The sequence below is a fragment of the Fibrobacterota bacterium genome (assembly GCA_019509785.1).
Classification (GTDB): Bacteria; Fibrobacterota; Fibrobacteria; order UBA11236; family UBA11236; genus Chersky-265.
On sequence record JAEKLQ010000063.1, the window covers coordinates 71595 to 88656 of the forward strand.

Sequence of the window (17062 nt, forward strand, 5' to 3'; positions counted from 1 at the left end):
CCGGATTGCTAGATTAGCCCCATGCTAGCAGCCTTGATCCTCGCGTCATCCCTCTCCGCGGCCCCGGCCAAGCCTTCGACGGGCAAGGCTACCGCGGCTAAGCCTTCGGCCTCCAAAGCCCGGGCTGGCAAAAGCCCCGATCCCGCCTTCGATTCCACCCGCGCCTACCGTTACCTGAAGGAGCAATGCGCCTTCGGACCGCGCGTGGCCGAGAGCGAAGCGCATCGCAAGGCGCTGGAATATTTCCTGGCGCATTTCCGCGGCCTCGGTTTCCCGACCGTGGAACAGCCTTTCGTGCATACGGACATGGCCAGCGGGGCCAAGGTTCCCATGACCAACGTCATCGTGACCATTACCGGGCGGGAATCGGCACGCAAGCCGATCTTGTTTTGCGCGCATTGGGATTCCCGTCCCCGCGCGGATCAGGAAAAAAGCGAGATGCTCGCCTCCCGGCCCATCCTCGGCGCGAACGACGGGGCTTCCGGGATCGCGGTGCTGATGGAGTTGGCGAACGGGATGAAAGCGAAAGCGCCGGTGCAAACCGTGTACTTGGCCTTGTTCGACGGGGAGGATTACGGCAAGGAGGGCAGCCTGGATGAATACTTCCTGGGGGCGCGCTACTTCGCCGAGAACCCGACCGTGGGCGGCCTGGAGTATGCCTTGCTGCTCGATATGGTTGGCGATAGGGATTTGCATCTGCCCATCGAGCAGAACTCCCTGAAGCAAAGCCCCGGCGTGGTGGAAAAGATCTGGATGCGGGCCAAGGAGTTGGGCGTCTCCCAATTCGAAGCCCGGCCCGGACCCACGGTCTGGGACGATCACATGCCCCTGCAGGCCGTGGGCATCCCCGCGGTGGACATCATCGATTTCGATTACGCCCCGTGGCATACGCAAGGCGACACCCCGGACAAGTGTTCGGCGGGCAGCCTGGGCGCGGTGGGCCGCGTAACGGCCAGCCTGGCCTATCGTGGACTCGATTGAAGCGGAGAAGCGCCTGGGCTTGATCCCGGCGTCTTCCCTCATGACGGCCGCAGGGACCCGTTCGCAAGGGCCCGTCCCCCCGCCTTCCACCTCTTCCCCATCCCTATTCGTCCGTTCCGCCGGAATCCTTGCGGTCTGTTTCTTACGCGCTTTGGGGGCCGTTCCCGTCCCCTTATCCCAAGCCCTGCTCTCCCCATTCCTCATCGCTTATCGCATCTTGCGACGGCGCCACGCGGCGCGGTTGCGGGCTTGCATCACGGCTTCGCCTTTCGCGGATCGGCTCTCATTGGGGGACTATTACCGCCTCCGGCTACGGCTGCTCTTGCTGGGGCTACGCGCCCATGGCCGTACCGTAACTGCAACGTTTCCCCGTCTAGATACGCATGGGGAGGCCTTCTATGCTAAGGCTCTGGCTTCCGGTCGGCCCGTCTGCTTGCTGGGCCTGCATGCCGGGCCTTGGGAATTGCTGCATCGCTTGCCCCGGGCCCCCGCGGATCGGCCCTTCGCCATCGCCACCGCGCCGGCATTCGCGCCGGCCTTGACCGCCTTCATGGCCGCAGGCCGGGAGGGCGAGGGGAAGCGGATCCTGTGGGTCGGGGTCGCCGGCCCGAAGGGGTTGGAAGCCGGCCTGCGGGATATCCTCACGTCCAAGGGCGTGCTGGCCCTGATGGTGGATCAGGTCCCGGGGCCTGAAGAGGAATGCGAATACGTGGAACTGTGGGAACGAATCCGCGCGCCTTATCCCGCCCGGCTCTTACGCTTTCTGGAAGCGCGGGGATGCGTATTCGTGCCAATCTCCGTCCGCCTCGCGCAAGACGAGGCCATGCTCACTTACCATGGATCTTGGGATGAAGCCGGCCCGGAGCAGGTGCGGGGATTCCTCGAGGAATCCATCGCCGCGGCTCCGGACCAATGGAATTGGTCATACCCGAAGGTGTTCCCGGGCCCTAAGGCGAAACGTAGGCCGCGTCCAGCCAATTGATATTGAACCCCCCGGTCGCCATGGCGATCCGCAGGCTGTGGTTTCCGGCCGCGAGCCTGACGCCGCTGACCTGAATGCTTTTCCAGCTTTGCCATCCCGATGCGTCCGTGAAGGCGAAGGAGGCCGCTTGCGTCCCGTCCACGCTTAAGGCGGCGGTTTTGGTCCCGGCCGTTGCCGATGCCATGCGCAAGGTGAGCGTATATAAGCCGGCTTTGCCGACGGCCACGTCATAGGCGAGCCATTCCCCGGGGTCGATCCAGCCCACGTTGTAGCCTCCACCCGCGTCGGTCGTGGCTTCGATGTCCACGTTGTCCGTGCGGTATTTGCCGCCGGCATTCCCGGCGCTCAAATCATGGTAGCCCACGCCTTCGCCGCCGGCCTTATAGTCCTCGGCCTGGATGCGTCCGGGGAGCGCGATGGGCGTGCCGGTCGAACCTCCGGACAGGCTTACGCCTCCGGCCGCGAAGAACGACGCGCCGCGGCTTTGCATGAAGGATTTGCCATCGGTATAGATATCGTTCCCGTAGCTGCTCTGTCCGCCCGCCCCCGCCCCGAACAGGAGCGCGATGACGCCGGCGTCGGCAAAGGCTTTGGCGCGGGCCAAGCCGCCGTTCCCGAGGAAGTACTCGGGGCGATTGTCCTTATAGCCTTCCCGCGCCCCGCCATTGTTATACACGTTCAGATGGTTGGAATTGCCCAAGGGGATTTGCCAGAGGAGCCAGCGCTTGCCCGATTTGGCGTTCCATAGGCGCAGCCATTCCCGGTAGCGGTTCATGCTCCGCGAGGATATGGAAGCGGTGGAGGAGGTATCCCACCAGCGGATGCCCCCGTCGTTCTGGGTCAAGCGGTAGAAATCGGCATCCCGATCGCAAGGATCGGATACGAGGCCGTCGTAGGCGATGCCGGTCGCGTTGGATGCCAGTCCCAAGGGCGATAGGAAGGCATACACGTTGTCGACTTCCGGTTGGAGCGAAACCGTATAGCTGTAATTGAAGAGGTCCTTCCCGCTGGCCCATCCCGAGACGTGCATGCATAGGAAGGCGTTGTCGGCGCCTACCGCTTTTTTGATGGCGAGAAAGGCCAGGCCCCAGCCGGCCACGGTATTGGGCAAGCCCGCCAGCTCGGGCAATCCGGTGGAAGCCACGGCCGCGGCGGTGTTGGGATTTCCTCCGGTTTGCGCTTGCAAGAAGGCGTACCCGTCGGCTTCCAGCTCCACGTATACCGGCTTCCCGAAATCCTTGGCCCGCTGCATCAGGAGCTTGAAGTCGCCGAAATAACCTTTCATGGTGGCCGCATTCTGGGCCTTGGCCAGGAACTGGGCCTCGCCCCCGCCCGCCTCGCCGTTCATCTGGTAGAATTCGACGACCGGCACGGCGCCAATGCCGTCGCTCTCCTTCATGAAATTGAGGGCCCAGGAACCGTCGTACGCGCTCCAGCCCCAATTGTTGACCCATCCCTTGGTGAGGTAGCAGTAGCGGGCGCTCCAGGGCACGGCGCTGTTCTTCATCCAGGTCTGGCCGGGGTTCTCGAATAGCCCGAGGAGAAGCTTGTCCGGAAGGCCGACGGGCGAAATGGTCAGGGCCGAATAGGAAAGGCCGGGCGCCGCGTCGCCGGTGGACCCCGTTGGCGAAACCTGGCAGGAGAAGGCGAGGAAGGCGGGCAGGGCGGAGAGGAGAATTATGCCGAAGCGGCGCATAGGGACCTCCGATTTGGATTGCATGGCGGAGAAGATACCGGCGGGAGGGCCGGGCCACGGCACGATTCGCCGGCGGGAAAAGGGGTGCAGGCTCCCGGGCGCCCTCGCCGCCGTGGGGAATGGGCGCGAAAAAGAAAGGGCGGGCCCTGCGGCCCGCCCTTCGCGATCCCGTAACCGCCGCGTTACCATGCGGCGGCGCGGCCTTGGCCGCGGTAATCCCGGCCGCCGCTAGCGGTAATCCGCCGGCAGCATGCCTTCGTCGCCGCCGTGCTTCTTGAAGGCCTTGAAATAGTCCTTGGCCTGCTTCTTGTCGTACTTCTTGTCGGCGACCACGCCGGCGTAGTAGTAAGGCGAAGCCTCTTCGGGGCAGATGGAAATGGCGTACGTGCTGTTCTGCTTGCTGGTCTCGTAATTGCCCGCCGCGAAATTGACCTTGGCGGAACCGATCAGCAGATCGCAGGAATTGGGATTGCCTTCCAACGCCTTCTTGACCAGGGACACCGCTTCGGGTTTGCGGTTTTGCGCCAAGAGCACGTCGCCCATGGCGGCCACCGCCACGGAGTTGCCCGGCTGCAATTCCAGGGCGCGGCGCGCGTTCTTCTCCGCCTCGCTGGGCTTACGCAGCTTGAGCAGCACCTTGGCCAATAGGCTCAGGGCCTCGGGATTTTCCTCGGCGGCGTTCGACTTCTGCAGGAAATTCTCGGCCGCTTCGTACTTCCGCTCGGCCTCGAAGGCCATGGCCAGGCCCAGGAAACCCTTGGCTTGCCAGCTCGCATTGGCGTGCTGCGACAACTCCTTGAAGTAGTTCTTGGCGTCGGTCGAGCTTCCGTCCTTCAATAGGCACAAGCCGATATGGTAGACCGCGTCCATGTAATCCTGGTTGATGTCCAGGGCCTGATCGAAGTCCTTCTTGGCTTTCCCGTAATTGTGATCGTAGTAGTAGCTGAGGCCGCGGTAATGCCAATAACCGGCATTGTACTTGTTCATCTTGATCAGGCGATCGAGGATCTCGCGGGCGCGATCGGTCTCGCGGGAATCCACGCGCGCCTTCGCCAGGGCGAACTGGACCGTGGTGTCGCCCTTGAAATCCGAGGCCTCGATCAGGCGGATGGCTTCGCGATCGTTCCCCTTGTTGATCTGCAACTCGGCCAGCTTAGCCAACACCGGAGCCGAAGGATCCTTGACGAACACCGCGTTGATCTCGGCCAGGGCCGCTTCGTTCTTGCCTTGCTTCATCAGGCAATCCCCGTACATGAGATGGCCGGGCGTGCTGAGGTTCGCCTTCACCGGCTCCAGGAGCTTGGCCGCCGAAGCGAATTCATCCTTGCCGTATTGCATCCGGGCCAAGGCTTCCACGTAATCGGGGTTGGTCGGGGCCAGCACTTGGGCCTTCTTGAGGTAATCCTCCGCCACGCCGGGCTGGTTGCGTTCCAGGGCGATCTGGCCCAGCCAATAATAGGCCAGGTGATTGCGGGGATCCTTCTTGACCATCTCGGAAAGGATGGCCTCCGCCTTCTCGCTATTGCCTTCCTCCTTATAGATACGGGCCAGGCTGGTCATCACCTTGGGGCTCTTCTCCCCCAGGTCCACCGCGCGCTGCAAGGCCCGCTTGGCGCCTTCGATGTCCTTGGTCTCGATCAAGGCGTTCCCGTAGTTGGCCCACAGGTTCTTGTCATTGCCCTTTACCGAGGTGACCTTGGCGTACAAGGCCGCCGCGTCCGCGTACTTGCGGTCGTTGAAGCGGATGTCGGCCAGCGCCGCGGCCGCCTCGACGTTGGACGAATCCAGGCGCACCACGTCCGCATAGGCCCCTGGCAGTTCGTCGCTACTCCCCGCTTCCTTGGTCATCTGCATCTTGGCCACCGCCAACGGCAGGCTGTTCGGCTGCAACTTATAGGCCTTCTTATAGGCTACCAGGGCCGCCGGATAGCGTTTCTCGGAGCGATAGGCATCGCCCAGGTAACGCCAACCCATGGCGCTGTCCGGGAACTTGGCCAATCCGGTTTCCAGCATATGGGTGGCCTTGGCGTAGTCCTTGCGGGCCGCCAGGATCATCCCGTAGTTCATGTTGGATGCGGGATGGTTCGGGATCTTCTTCAGGATCATCTCGTACTGCGCTTCGGCCTTCTTGGTATCGCCTTTGCCGCGGTACAATTCGGCCAATTCCACCCGGTAGTCGTAATTCCCGGGTTCGGCCGCGATGAGGCGCTCCAGGATGGCGCGGGTGCCTTCGGTGTCCTGCGTCCTCTTATACAGGGTATACAACTCGGCCAGCACCTTGATGTCCTTGGTCTTGGCGTAGTAGTCCTCGTAGGCCTTGATGGCGCGCTCGGGCTCCTTGTTGGCGATATAGGATTCGCCGAGCATGCGCAGCACGTCGGGCCGGTTCAGGTCGGCGCGGTCGAGGCTGTTGATCGCCTGTTCCCAGTTCTTCTCGTCGTAATAGCATTTGCCCAGGTAGTAGAAGGCCTCTTCGCTCGGCGTGTTGCGCACGTAAGTCTCGAGGATTTCCTTGGCCTTGGCCCGCTGCTTGGTCTCGTAGAACAGGATGGCCAAAGGCAAGGACTGCTTGGCTTCTTCCGGGAACTTGCGGATGAGGACCGGTCCCAAGGCCGCGGCGCGATCGCGTTGGCCTAGCTTGAAGTAACCGTCCAAAAGCAGGAAGGACATGTCGGCGTTCAAATCGTCCTTCAGGTTCGGGCGCTCCAGGATGCTCACCGCCCCGGCGGGGTTCTTGAGATCGGATTCCAGTCGGGCCAGGCCGTAGGCGTATTCCTTATTGGCCGGGCGCAGGGCGAACAGGAAGCGCAGGCGCTCGCGGGCCAGGCCCTTGTTCTTTTCCGCCACGTAGATGTTGTAGAGGGCCGTGTTGATGGACTCGTCGTTCTTGAGCGACTTATCGGCGATGAGGAGCGGCGCCTTGGCGCGCGCGGTCTGTCCCGCCGCGAAAAGGGCCAAACCGAACTCCTTCTGATAGAGCGGATTGGTGCCGTTGAGGGCGACCGCCTTGGTCAGCAACTCCAAGGATTTTTCCTTATTGCCGATCTTCTTGTCCGCCAGGGCCGCCTTGAAGGCGAGGTCGCCGTTCTTGGGCGACAAGGCCGACAAATGCTCCAAGGCATCCGCCAGCTTGGTGTCGTTCCGTTGCTGGGTGTAGATGTCCACCAACAGGCTCCAGGGGCGGGGCTGTTCCGGTTCCAAGGTCGCCCAATGCGTCAGGTGATCGATTGCGTCGGCCTGCTTGAAAAGCGCCACCGACACCTCGGCCGCATTGCGCACCACCGCCAGGTTGTTGTGGTCCTTCTGCAAAATCTCGTTATAGAGATCCAAGGCCTTCGGGGTCTTGCCCAAGGTGAGGGCATAGTCGAACTTGAGCTGGCCGTCGTCGGGGAATTGCTCGTAACCTTGCTTGAGCAAGGCCGGGCGATAGGGCGAATCGTGGTCCTTGGCGTACTTATAGGCCTTGTCGAACAGGTCGCGATCCTTCTTATCGAAATGCACCGCGTCGAAGTAGGCTTCGTTCGCCGGCCCGGACTTCTTCATGGAGGCGTAAAGGTCGGCCAGCGGTTCCGACAGGCTCTTGTCGGTCTTGGCCTGGGCGGACAGGAAGGGCAGGAACGGGACCATCTTGGAATAGGCGCCCTTCTTATAATAGGCCTTTATCAGGATGATCTTGCCATGCGTATAGGTGGGATGGGTTTTCACCAGGCGCTCGATGCCGGTGAAGTTCCCGGAACGCACGTAATCCACTTCAGCCATCTGGAAGGAGTAGACGGGATCGGCTCCCTTCTTGCGCGTCAGCCGCACCAAGGCGTCCATCAAGGCCGCGGTGTCCTTCTGCATTTCCGCCAGGCGATGCATGGACTTCAAGGCCGTCTCGTCTTCGGCGTTGCGGGTTACCCATTCGGAGTATTCCTGCAAGGCGCCCTTATAATCCTTGGCCTTTTCCTTCTCCACCGCCAGGATGAGCTGATAGCCCTTGTACTTGGGATTCACGGCAACGATCTTCTCGACCGTGGCCACGTAGTCCTTCTGATCCCCGGAAGCCTTGTAGATGCCGGCCAGGGTTTCCAGGATGGGCAGGTTGTTGGGATCGGTCGCCAGGCGCTGCTCGTATAGGCCCTGGGCCTTCTTGGTCTGCCCGGTCTTCATGTAGGCGTCGGCGTACATGGGATCGGTGGTGCCGACGGTGGGATCTCCCTGCAACTGCCAATCGAACTCCTTGGCGGCATTGGCGTAATCGCCGTTCAGGTAATAGGCCATACCGAGCTTCTTGCGTTCATCCACGCTGGGCCCGTTGGCGGCCAGGGTCTTGAAGAGAGGCAGATTCGCCTTAATCTCATCGCGGGTATCCACGCTGCGCACGTAGGCGCGGGCATAGGTCAGGTTGTTGGGTTCGAGATGATAGGCGCGGGCGTATTTGTCCGCCGCTTCCTTATCCTTGCGCAACTTGACCAGGGTCTCGCCCAGCTTGAACCAGAGCGAGGCGTTGGCCGGGCTCGTCTTCACCGCGCTGGAGAGGGATTTCTCGGCGCCTTCGAAATCGCCCTTTTCGAAATACAGGTTGCCCAATTCGAGATCGTAGCGGGCGCGCATGCCGGGGTCCAGCACGACCAACTTCTCCAGGGTCTGGATGTAGATGTCCTCTTGGCCCGGCTTCTTGGCCACCAAGGGAAGAAGGAACTTCCAGCCCGCCGTTTCCTTGGGATTCTTCGCCAGGTATTCGCGCGCATGCGCCACCGCGACGGACGTATCGTGCGCGGCCAAATCGAGTTGGGCCAGCCGCAAGTAATACTTGTTGGCGTCGGGGTCCACGGCCACCAGGCCCTTCAGGGCTTCGCGCAACTTCTCGGGCGGCTGGGCGGTGGCCACGTAGGCGTTGTAGCGGATCTGCTGGATGACGAGATCCTTGTCCGTGCCGGGAGCGTTAACGGGGGCATTAGCGGGCGGATTGCCCGTCGCGCCGCCGGGAGGGGTGGCGGGAGCGCTGGGCGCGCCTTGCAGATAGGCATCGGCGAGCTTGCCGGCCATGGGCCAGTTCTTGGCTTCGCTCATGGCGATCACCGCGTCGCGGTTGCCGTCCAGCAGCTTGGGATTCTTGGCATAGGCGTCAGCGAAGAGGCGGTTCGCGAAGATCCAGTTCTTCTTCTTGGCGTAGCCGCGGGCCACCAAGACCTGCAGTTCGGGCTTGGCGCCGGGGAGCAAGGCGAACTTCTCCAAGGCGGGGAAGTTGGCCATCACTTGCTCGTCGGTGATCACGGTCTGCGGGAGCAAAGACAAATAAAGCTGGTTGTTCGGCTGGTTGCGCAGGGCCTTGGTCGCGTAGACGTAGGCGCGATCGCGATCGTTGTCGGCCAGGAACATCTTGGCCAGCATGTATTGGGCCTCGTGCGCCGTGGGATCGTTCTTGTCGATGGACAGCAGCAGATCGCGCAACTCGGGCTGGCGGTTCTGGGCCGTGAACAGGGAAATCAGCTTGTTCTGCACCGCCTTGTTCTTGGGATCCAAGGCCAGCGCCTTCTGGTACATGTCGGCGGCCTTGTCCGGCTGCTTGCCGTCTTCGTACAGGCGCGCCAGCTGCAGGGGATAGTCCTTATTGTTCGGGAAGAAACGCGAGAGCTGTTCCAGGTCCTCGATCATGCGCGGCACGTTGTGCATCTGGGTATGCACGGCCAAGGCCTGCTGCCATACCTTCGGTTCCTTCGGCTCGACGTTGGTCCACTTGTCGAGCAAGGCCGCGGCTGCCTGGGTCTGGTTCAGGGCCAGCGCGATCCCCAAGGCCTTGCTGATGATCTTGACGTCGGTTTCCTTCTCCAGGATTTCCTGGTAGATGGCCAGCGCCTTGGGGGTATTGCCCAAGGTGGCGGCATAGGACCGCTTGACGTCCATATCGTCGGGGAAGGCTTCGTATCCGATGCGGTAGACGTCGGGAAGGTAGGGCGATTTGTTGGCTTCGGAGTACTTCACGACCTTGGTGTAGGTTTCGCGATCCTTAGGATAGGCAAGCAGCAGATCATGATAGGCGATATTGGCCTGCAAGGTCTTCTTCTGCATGGCATACAGATCCGCCAGCGGCTCCAGCAATTCCTTGTTGGTCTTGGATTCGGCCAAGAGGAAACCCTGCAAGGGGACCAACTTGGGCATGGCATGCGTGCGCAGGTATTCCTTCACCAGGATGCCCTTGCCGACCTTCCATTCGGGATGGGTCTTGACCAGGCGCTCGACGCCGCCCACGTTGCCGCTGCGCTTGTAATCGAGCTCGGCCAATTGGAAGCGGTAGGCGGGATCGACCACCTTCTCGCGGTTGAGGCGCACCAAGGCGTCCATCAAAGCCGCGGTATCCCCCGTTTGGGTCGCCAAGCGATGCATGGCTTTCACCGAGGCGAGGTCGCCGCCGTTGCGGGACACCCAGGCGGAATATTGATCCAGGGCGCCTTTATAATCCTTGGACTTTTCCCGCTCCTGGGCCAGGGTCAATTGGTAATTCTTGTACTTCGGATCGGCGGCCACGATCTTCTCGACGGTGGTCACGTAGCCTTGGTTGTTCCCTTCGGCCTTGTAGATGTTCGCGACCGTCTCCAGCAATTGCAGATTGCTGGGATCGTCCTTCAGGCGGGCTTCGTACAGGGCGCGGGCCTTGGAGGCCTGGCCGGACTTCATGTAGGCGTCCGCCACCATGGGCTCTTTCACGGCCAGATCGGGATCGGCCGGGAGCAAGGCCTCGAATTCCTTGGCCGCGTTGGCGTAGTCGGCATTCAGGAAATAGGCCTGCGCCAACTTCTTGCGCTCGTCTCCGCTGGGTCCGTTCTTCGACAGCAACTGGAAGAGAGGCAAGTTGATCTTGATCTCGTCCTTGGTATCGACCGAGGCCGAATAGGCGCGGGCGTACTGCACGTTGGTACGATCGAGCATATAGGCGCGCTGATAGGCGGCGGCCGCATCCTTATCCTTGCGCAGCTTGGTTTCCACTTCGCCCAGCTTGAAGAACAAGGCGGCGTTGGCCGGGCTGGCCTTGGTGGCGCTAGACATGGCCTTCTCGGCGCTTTCGAAATCCCCCTTGCCGAGGTACAGATCGCCGAGCGCGAGATCATAACGGCCCTTATTGGCCGGCTCCAACTGCGAGAGCTTCTCCAGCACTTGGATCTGGGTCTCCTCTTGTCCGGCGCGCTTGACCACCAACGGGGCCAGGAAGCGCCAGCCGGCGGCGTCCTTGGGATTGCGGTTCAGCCATTCCTTCGCATGCTCGATGGCCGAGGCGGTATCCTGGGCTTGCAGATCGAGTTGGGCCAGCTTCATCGACCATTTGGCGGCGCCTTCGGCGTCCAAGGCGGCGAGACCTTTGATGGCTTCGCGTACCTTATCGGCGGGCTTATTCGTCGCCGTGAAGGAGTTGACTTCGATCTCGCGGATCTGGCGATCCTTATCGTCGGTGGCCAGATACTTTTCGGCCAGGGCTCCGGCCAGTTCCAGGTTTTTGGCTTCATAAACCGAAACCACCGCCTCGCGTTTGCCGTCGAGGACCTTGGGGTCTTTCGAGTAGGCCTCGGCGTAGAGACGTGCGGACATCAGGTTGTTCTTGCGCTTGCCGAAGCCGCGCGCGACCATGGCTTGCAACTCGGGCTTGGCGCCAGGCAAGAAGGCCGACTTCTCCAAGGCCGCGAAATGGGCGTCGACCTGATCGTCGCTTTGGACCACGGAGGGCAAGAGGGCCAGGTACTCCTGGTTGTTCGGCTGATTGCGCAGGGCCTTGGCGAGATAGGCATAGGCCTTGTCCTTGTCGCCATCGGCCAGGAAGGTCTTGGCCAACTGGAATTGGGCCTGATGCGCGGTCGCATCCGCATCGTCGATGCGCATCAACAAGCCGCGGATTTGTTCTTTGTCGCCCTTGGCGGTGTAAAGCTGCAACAGCTTGGCTTGCACCGCCTTGTCCTTGGGATCGACACCCATCACGGCGGAGTAGAGCTCGGCGGCCTTGTCCTGCTGCTTGGAATCCTCGTAGAGGGCGGCCAGGCGCAGGGTCAGTTTCTTATCGGCGGGATCGGCGGTATGCGCGGCCTCGAGGAAAGGCAAGGCCTCGTCCGGCTTCTTGGCTTGTAGGGAGATTTCCCCGGCCTTCAGGTTGACCGCCTTGTCGGTGGGCGCATCCTTGGCCAGCTTCTGGTACAGCGGCAGGGCTTGGGCGACGGCGCCTTTGGCCTCGTAGGCCTGGGCCAGGGCCAGGGCCTGTTTGCTATCCTCCGGATTCTCCTTCAACAAGCGTTCGCGGTACTCGATCGACTTGGGGCTGTTCTTATCATAGAGGGAAATCAGCTCCGAGAGCAGGGCGACATCCTTGGGGCTCTTGGCCAGTTGCAATTCCAACTTGGGGATCAGCTTGTCCTTCTGGAGAGGCTGACGATAGTAGTCGATCAGGAACGCCAAGGCGTCGTCGGCATCGGGGTATTTGGCCAGGTATTGCTCGTACTGTCCGACCGCCAGGGTCTTATTCTTGGTCTCGAGCAAGGTCTTGATGTACTTGCCCCAATCCGCGCGGTTGGCGGACACGTTGGGCATCTTGCGGAAATATCCCAGGGAGGCCTTGTAGTCCTGCAATTCGAAGAGGGACAGGGCCATCATGCGATTGCCGTTGGCGGAAAGGACCTTCTGCTTATGGAAGTCGTCCACCACGCCGCGGAAATTCCATTGCTTGAAATGGATCGTGGCCTCGGCTTCGACCAAGCGGGAATCGGAGGTCTTGGCGCGCGCGATGCGATCCTGCAATTTGGCCAGTACGGCGGCGGTATCGAGTTGGGCCGGCTGTTCGGCGAGCAAGGCGGTGACCTGGCCCTGGAACTGCTTTTCGGCTTCGGCGGCCAGGCGGCGGTCCTCTTCCACTTTCGCGAGGCTATCGGCCTTGGCTTTGGCCCTGCGTTCCGCCTCTTCCTTAGCCAGCTTCGCGGCTTCTTCCTTGGCTACTCGCTCCGCTTCCGCCTTCGCCTTGCGATCGGCTTCCACCCGGGCCAGGCTGTCCAGGCGCTCCTTCGCCCTGCGATCGGCCTCTTCCTTGGCCAAGCGGGCGGCTTCTTCGCGGGCGGCCTTGCGTTCGGCTTCCACCTTGGCGAGACTATCGGCGCGAGCCTGGGCGCGCACCTTCGCTTCTTCGCGGGCGACGCTGTCCGCCTTCACCTTGGCGATGCGGGCCGCTTCAGCCGCCGCTTTCTTCTCGGCCAGCGCCTGGGCGATGCTATCGGCCTTGGCTTTCGCGCGGACCCTGGCTTCCTCGCGGGCAAGGCTATCCGCTTGCAGTTTTGCGACGCGCGCGGCCTCCAAAGCGGCCTTCTTTTCGGCCAGGACTTGGGCGACGCTATCGGCTTTAGCCTTGGCGCGTGCCTTGGCTTCTTCCCGGGCCAGGCTATCGGCCTGCAACTTCGCCACGCGGGCGGCTTCCAAAGCGGCCTTCTTCTCGGCCTGGACCTGGGCGATGCTATCGGCGCGGGCCTTCGCGAGGCGCGCCGCCTCTTCCTTGGCCAGGCGGGCCGCTTCCAGCTTGGCTTGGCGATTCGCCTCCAGGGCCGCCTTCTTTTCGGCCTGGACCTGCGCTATGCTATCGGCCCGCACCTTCGCGAGGCGCGCCTTCTCTTCCTTGGCCAGACGGGAGGCTTCCGCCTTCGCAGAGCTGTCGGCCTTGGCCTGGGCGATACGCTCTGCCTTCACCTGCGCGATGCTATCCGCCCGCGCCTTGGCCAGGCGCGCCGTTTCTTCCTTGGCTAGGCGGAGGGCCTCCGCTTTCGCCTGCCGATCCGCTTCGGCGGCGGCTTTCTTCTCGGCCTGGGTTTGCGCGATGCTATCCTGGCGCGCCTTCGCGAGGCGGGCGGTCTCTTCCTTAGCCAGGCGGGCTGCTTCCATCCGCCGCGGCCTTGGCCTGGGCGGTGCTGTCCTGCTTCGCCTTGGCGAGGCGGGCTGCCTCCTCCTTGGCCAACCGATCGGATTCGGCCTTGGTCTTGGCGGCGGCTTCCACGGCGGCCTTCTTCTCGGCCTGGGCCTGGGCCAAGCTGTCCTGACGGGCCTTCGCCACGCGCGCGGCCTCTTCCTTGGCGAGGCGGGCGGCTTCCGCCTTCGCGGTCTTGTCGGCTTCGGCGCTCGCCTTGGCCTGGGCTATGCTATCCTGCTTCGCCTTGGCAAGGCGGGCTGCGTCTTCCTTGGCCAGCCGATCGGATTCGGCCTTGGCTTCGGCTTTGACTGCCGCCGCCTTCTTAGCGGCGGCCGCTTCCGCATCCGCATTGGCCTTCTTTTCGGCTTGGGCTTGCGCGATGCTGTCCTGGCGGGCCTTGGCCAAGCGCGCCACTTCATCCTTGGCTTGGCGTTCGGCGGCGGCCTTCACTTCGGCGGCGGCCTTCTTCTCGGCTTGCGACTGCGCGATGCTGTCCTGCCGGGCCTTGGCCATCGCGGCCTTATCGGCTTCGGCGGCGGCGGCGTTGGCGATCGCTTGCGCCTTGGCGGCCTTGTCGGCGTCGGCCTTGGCTTCGGCAGCCTTCTTGGCGGCGGCGGCATCGGCGGCGACCTGGGCTTTCGCGGCGGCTTGGGCATCGGCTTCCGCCTTCGCCTTTTCAGCGGCGGACGGCGCGGACGGCGCCGCTGCTACCGGGGGAGCGGCGGGCTTGGCCGGGGTTGCGGCAGGGGCCGCAGTGGCGGCGGGTTGGGCGGGAGCGGCGGCCGGTGCGGGCGTGGCGGCAGCGGTTTTGCCCGCTCCCTTGCCCAGGGCGGCCATGGACTTTTCCAACTTGGCGCGGTCGTCGGCGCGATCGGTATAGAGGATCGCCTTCTTATAGGATTCGCGGGCGGCGTCGGGATCGATCTTGGCTTGGGCGTTGGCGAGGCCGGTCCAGTATTCGCCGTTATCCGGATGGTCCTTCACCAGTTCCTGGTAAACGCCGGCGGCCTTGGCGTAATCGCCGGTCTTATTGTAGGCGCGCGCCAGCTTGGCGGTATAGGCGGGATCGAAGTTCGGGAGCTTACGCAAATCCTCCAGCACCGCGATATAGTCGTTGACGTATTTCTCGCGGCCGGCGGCTTCGATCAAGGTCAGAAACTTGATCCCCGTAACCATGTCGCCCTTATTCAGGTTGAAGAGCTTTTTCACCACCGGCAGCTCGTCGTCCTGGCGGCCCGCGCCTTCCAAGGCGTTGGAGTAACCGAGCAGAATGGAATAATCGTTGGGCTTAAGCTCCGAAGCCTTCTTGTAAGGTTCGACCGCTTTGGCGAACTCGCCCGACTCGACGTAGGCGGCGCCCAAGAGGTTCAAGGCCTCGGCGTAGTCGGGCTTCAGCTTGATGGCTTCCTGGAGGGAGCCGATGGCTTCGTCCACCGCTCCTTCCTGGTACATTTCGTTCGCGCGCTTGAACCAATCTTCCGCGGTCTTAGGGCCGTCGGCCCGACCCGCGCCCGCCAAAGCGAGCACCATGGCCAGGATCAGGGAAGCATGCGCGCTTGCGCGTCCCAGGCAGAAGAAGGAAGATTTGCGGTTGAACGTGCGATAAGACATGTTGTCTCCAGTGAGAATCGGCATCAAAAATGATTTTTAAAATCCAGCAATCAAGCGAAGGGTTCGCCCTATCCCCAGCGAGATCCTAAGGCTCGGACAATGTGCCTTCGGATCGCTCCAAGTCACCGGAAAGCAAGGATTTCCGGAAACCCCTGCAAAGATAGATAAATCCGGTAAACTAGACGGGTAAAACGGGCCCGCCGATGGGGTACTCATGGGGCTTCAGGCCCCGATTTATCGCGGGTCCGGGCCGGAGCGGAAACCAGGCGCGCCTCGCCCCATGCCTCAGGCATTTTCCCAAGCGAAAGAAAGCGTGGGGCCGATTTCCGGCAGGCGTAAGGCCCATTGGACCAGCCGATCGAAGCCCATGGCCACGCCTGCGCAGGGCGGCAGCCCCCGCTCCAGATCGGCAAGGAGCGCGGGATCGATGGGGAGTTCCGGCTTCCCATGGGCGCGGCGCTTGCCGTTTTCGGCATGGAACCTCCGGGCGTATTCCCCGGGATCGGCCAGCTCGAGATAACCGTTCCCTAATTCCATTCCGCCCCCATAGACCTCGAAGCGTTCGGCGATGCGGGGATCATCGGGGCGGACTTGGGCTTGGGCGGCTTGCTCGGCGGGAAAGCCCGCGACGAAGGTGAGCATGGCAGGATCGAGACCGGGCTCGACGAGATGGGCCATTAGGAAATCCAGCACGTCGGCGCGGGCGGGCAAGGTCTCCGGCGCAGGCAGGCGGCCTTGGGCCGCTGGCAGGGCCAGCAGGGCTTCGCGATCGAGGACATGCGGGTCGTCCCCGAGGGCGGCCCGGAACGCGTCGCGGTATTCCAGCCGTTGGATCGGGACATCCGGGCGCAGCATTCGGCACAACGCTTCCACCTCGTTCATCAGGTCCGCCAGGGAAAAACCTTTACGATACCATTCCAGCATGGTGAATTCGGGATTGTGCCGTTCGCCGCGTTCGCCGTTCCGGAAGGCCTTGCAGATCTGGTAGATGTCCGGGAAGCCGTGGCATAACAGCCGTTTCATATGCGGTTCGGGCGAGGTCTGCAGGAAATAATCCCGGTCCGCGGGGGCGGGGGCGTTCGCATGGCCTAGCGCGCGCCAGCGCGCCGCGAACACATCGATGTGGCAATCCAGGGAGATGCCTCGGGAAAGGCTCGGGGTTTCGACTTCCAGCACGTCGCGCTCGCGGAAGAATTCCCGCACGCGACGCAGGGCCTCCGCTCGGTAGCGGAGGATTTCGGGGTCCGGCCTACTTGGCCCGCTCAACGTATTCGCCGGTCCGCGTATCGATCTTGACCTTGTCGCCCGTGCTGATGAACAAGGGAATCTGCACTTCCGCGCCCGTCTGCACGGTGGCGGCCTTGGTCACGTTGTTCGAGGTGTCGCCTTTGACGGCCGGCTCGGTGTAGGTGATGAGGAGATCCATGAATACGGGAGGGGTCACCGAAATCGGCTTGTCGCCCCAGAACGAGATGTCGCACTCGGTGTTCTCGAGCAGCCATCTCTCGGCGCCCTCCATGGCGTCCTTGGGGATCTCCACCTGCTCGTAGGACTTGGTGTCCATGAAGGTATAGTTCACGCCATCCGTGTAGAGGAATTGCATGGTGGTATTCGTGATGTCCGCTTCTTCGAAGGTATCGCCGGACTTGAAGGTCTTCTCGAGCTGGCGCCCGGTGATGAGGTTCTTCAGCTTGACGCGATTGAAGGCTTGGCCTTTGCCGGGCTTCACGAACTCGTTTTCGACGATCATGCAGGGCTGGGCATCGAACATGATCTTCATGCGCTTCCTGAACTCGTTCGTGCTTACCATGCCCATGATGCCCGCCTCCGGAATGATTGGCTATATTCGTATCGTTAAAGAACGCGAGGGATGGCGTGGCTT

Annotated in this window: 7 protein-coding genes; 2 read left to right on the forward strand and 5 right to left on the reverse strand. The window is 62.4% G+C overall.

Annotated elements, in window-relative coordinates; translation table 11 throughout:
- Positions 1-21 precede the first annotated feature (21 nt).
- Entirely contained in the window at positions 22-981 is a 960-nt protein-coding gene (locus JF616_18600; GenBank protein ID MBW8889773.1) for a M28 family peptidase, read from the forward strand.
- Positions 968-1963 (forward strand): hypothetical protein, encoded by a 996-nt coding sequence (locus JF616_18605; GenBank protein MBW8889774.1) that lies wholly within the window; start codon positions 968-970, stop codon positions 1961-1963. The genes JF616_18600 and JF616_18605 overlap by 14 nt, the downstream gene beginning before the upstream one ends.
- Here JF616_18605 and JF616_18610 read toward each other — a convergent pair.
- From JF616_18610 to efp, 5 genes are all read right to left on the reverse strand, one after another.
- A complete protein-coding gene (locus JF616_18610; protein MBW8889775.1) occupies positions 1929-3659 on the reverse strand; it encodes a carbohydrate-binding protein in 1731 nt (576 codons plus the stop codon). The genes JF616_18605 and JF616_18610 overlap by 35 nt on opposite strands.
- Before the next feature lie 228 nt (positions 3660-3887).
- A complete protein-coding gene (locus JF616_18615; protein ID MBW8889776.1) occupies positions 3888-13544 on the reverse strand; it encodes a tetratricopeptide repeat protein in 9657 nt (3218 codons plus the stop codon).
- Positions 13522-15180 carry a tetratricopeptide repeat protein gene (locus JF616_18620; GenBank protein ID MBW8889777.1) on the reverse strand — a complete coding sequence of 553 codons (1659 nt, stop codon included), beginning with the start codon at positions 15178-15180 and terminating at the stop codon, positions 13522-13524. The genes JF616_18615 and JF616_18620 overlap by 23 nt, the downstream gene beginning before the upstream one ends.
- Before the next feature lie 285 nt (positions 15181-15465).
- Positions 15466-16383 carry an EF-P lysine aminoacylase GenX gene (gene genX, locus JF616_18625; GenBank protein ID MBW8889778.1) on the reverse strand — a complete coding sequence of 306 codons (918 nt, stop codon included), beginning with the start codon at positions 16381-16383 and terminating at the stop codon, positions 15466-15468.
- Between the two features lie 46 nt (positions 16384-16429).
- The gene (gene efp / locus JF616_18630; protein ID MBW8889779.1) at positions 16430-16996 is read right to left on the reverse strand and encodes an elongation factor P; all 567 of its coding nucleotides are present in this window, start codon (positions 16994-16996) and stop codon (positions 16430-16432) included.
- Positions 16997-17062 lie beyond the last annotated feature (66 nt).

Coding starts and splice junctions, on each gene's coding strand:
- JF616_18600 (MBW8889773.1), top strand. CDS start 22: ATGCTAGCAGCCTTGATCCTCGCGTCATCCCTCTCCGCGGCCCCGGCC.
- JF616_18610 (MBW8889775.1), bottom strand. CDS start 3,659: ATGCGCCGCTTCGGCATAATTCTCCTCTCCGCCCTGCCCGCCTTCCTC.
- JF616_18615 (MBW8889776.1), bottom strand. CDS start 13,544: ATGGAAGCAGCCCGCCTGGCTAAGGAAGAGACCGCCCGCCTCGCGAAG.
- JF616_18620 (MBW8889777.1), bottom strand. CDS start 15,180: ATGTCTTATCGCACGTTCAACCGCAAATCTTCCTTCTTCTGCCTGGGA.
- efp (MBW8889779.1), bottom strand. CDS start 16,996: ATGGGCATGGTAAGCACGAACGAGTTCAGGAAGCGCATGAAGATCATG.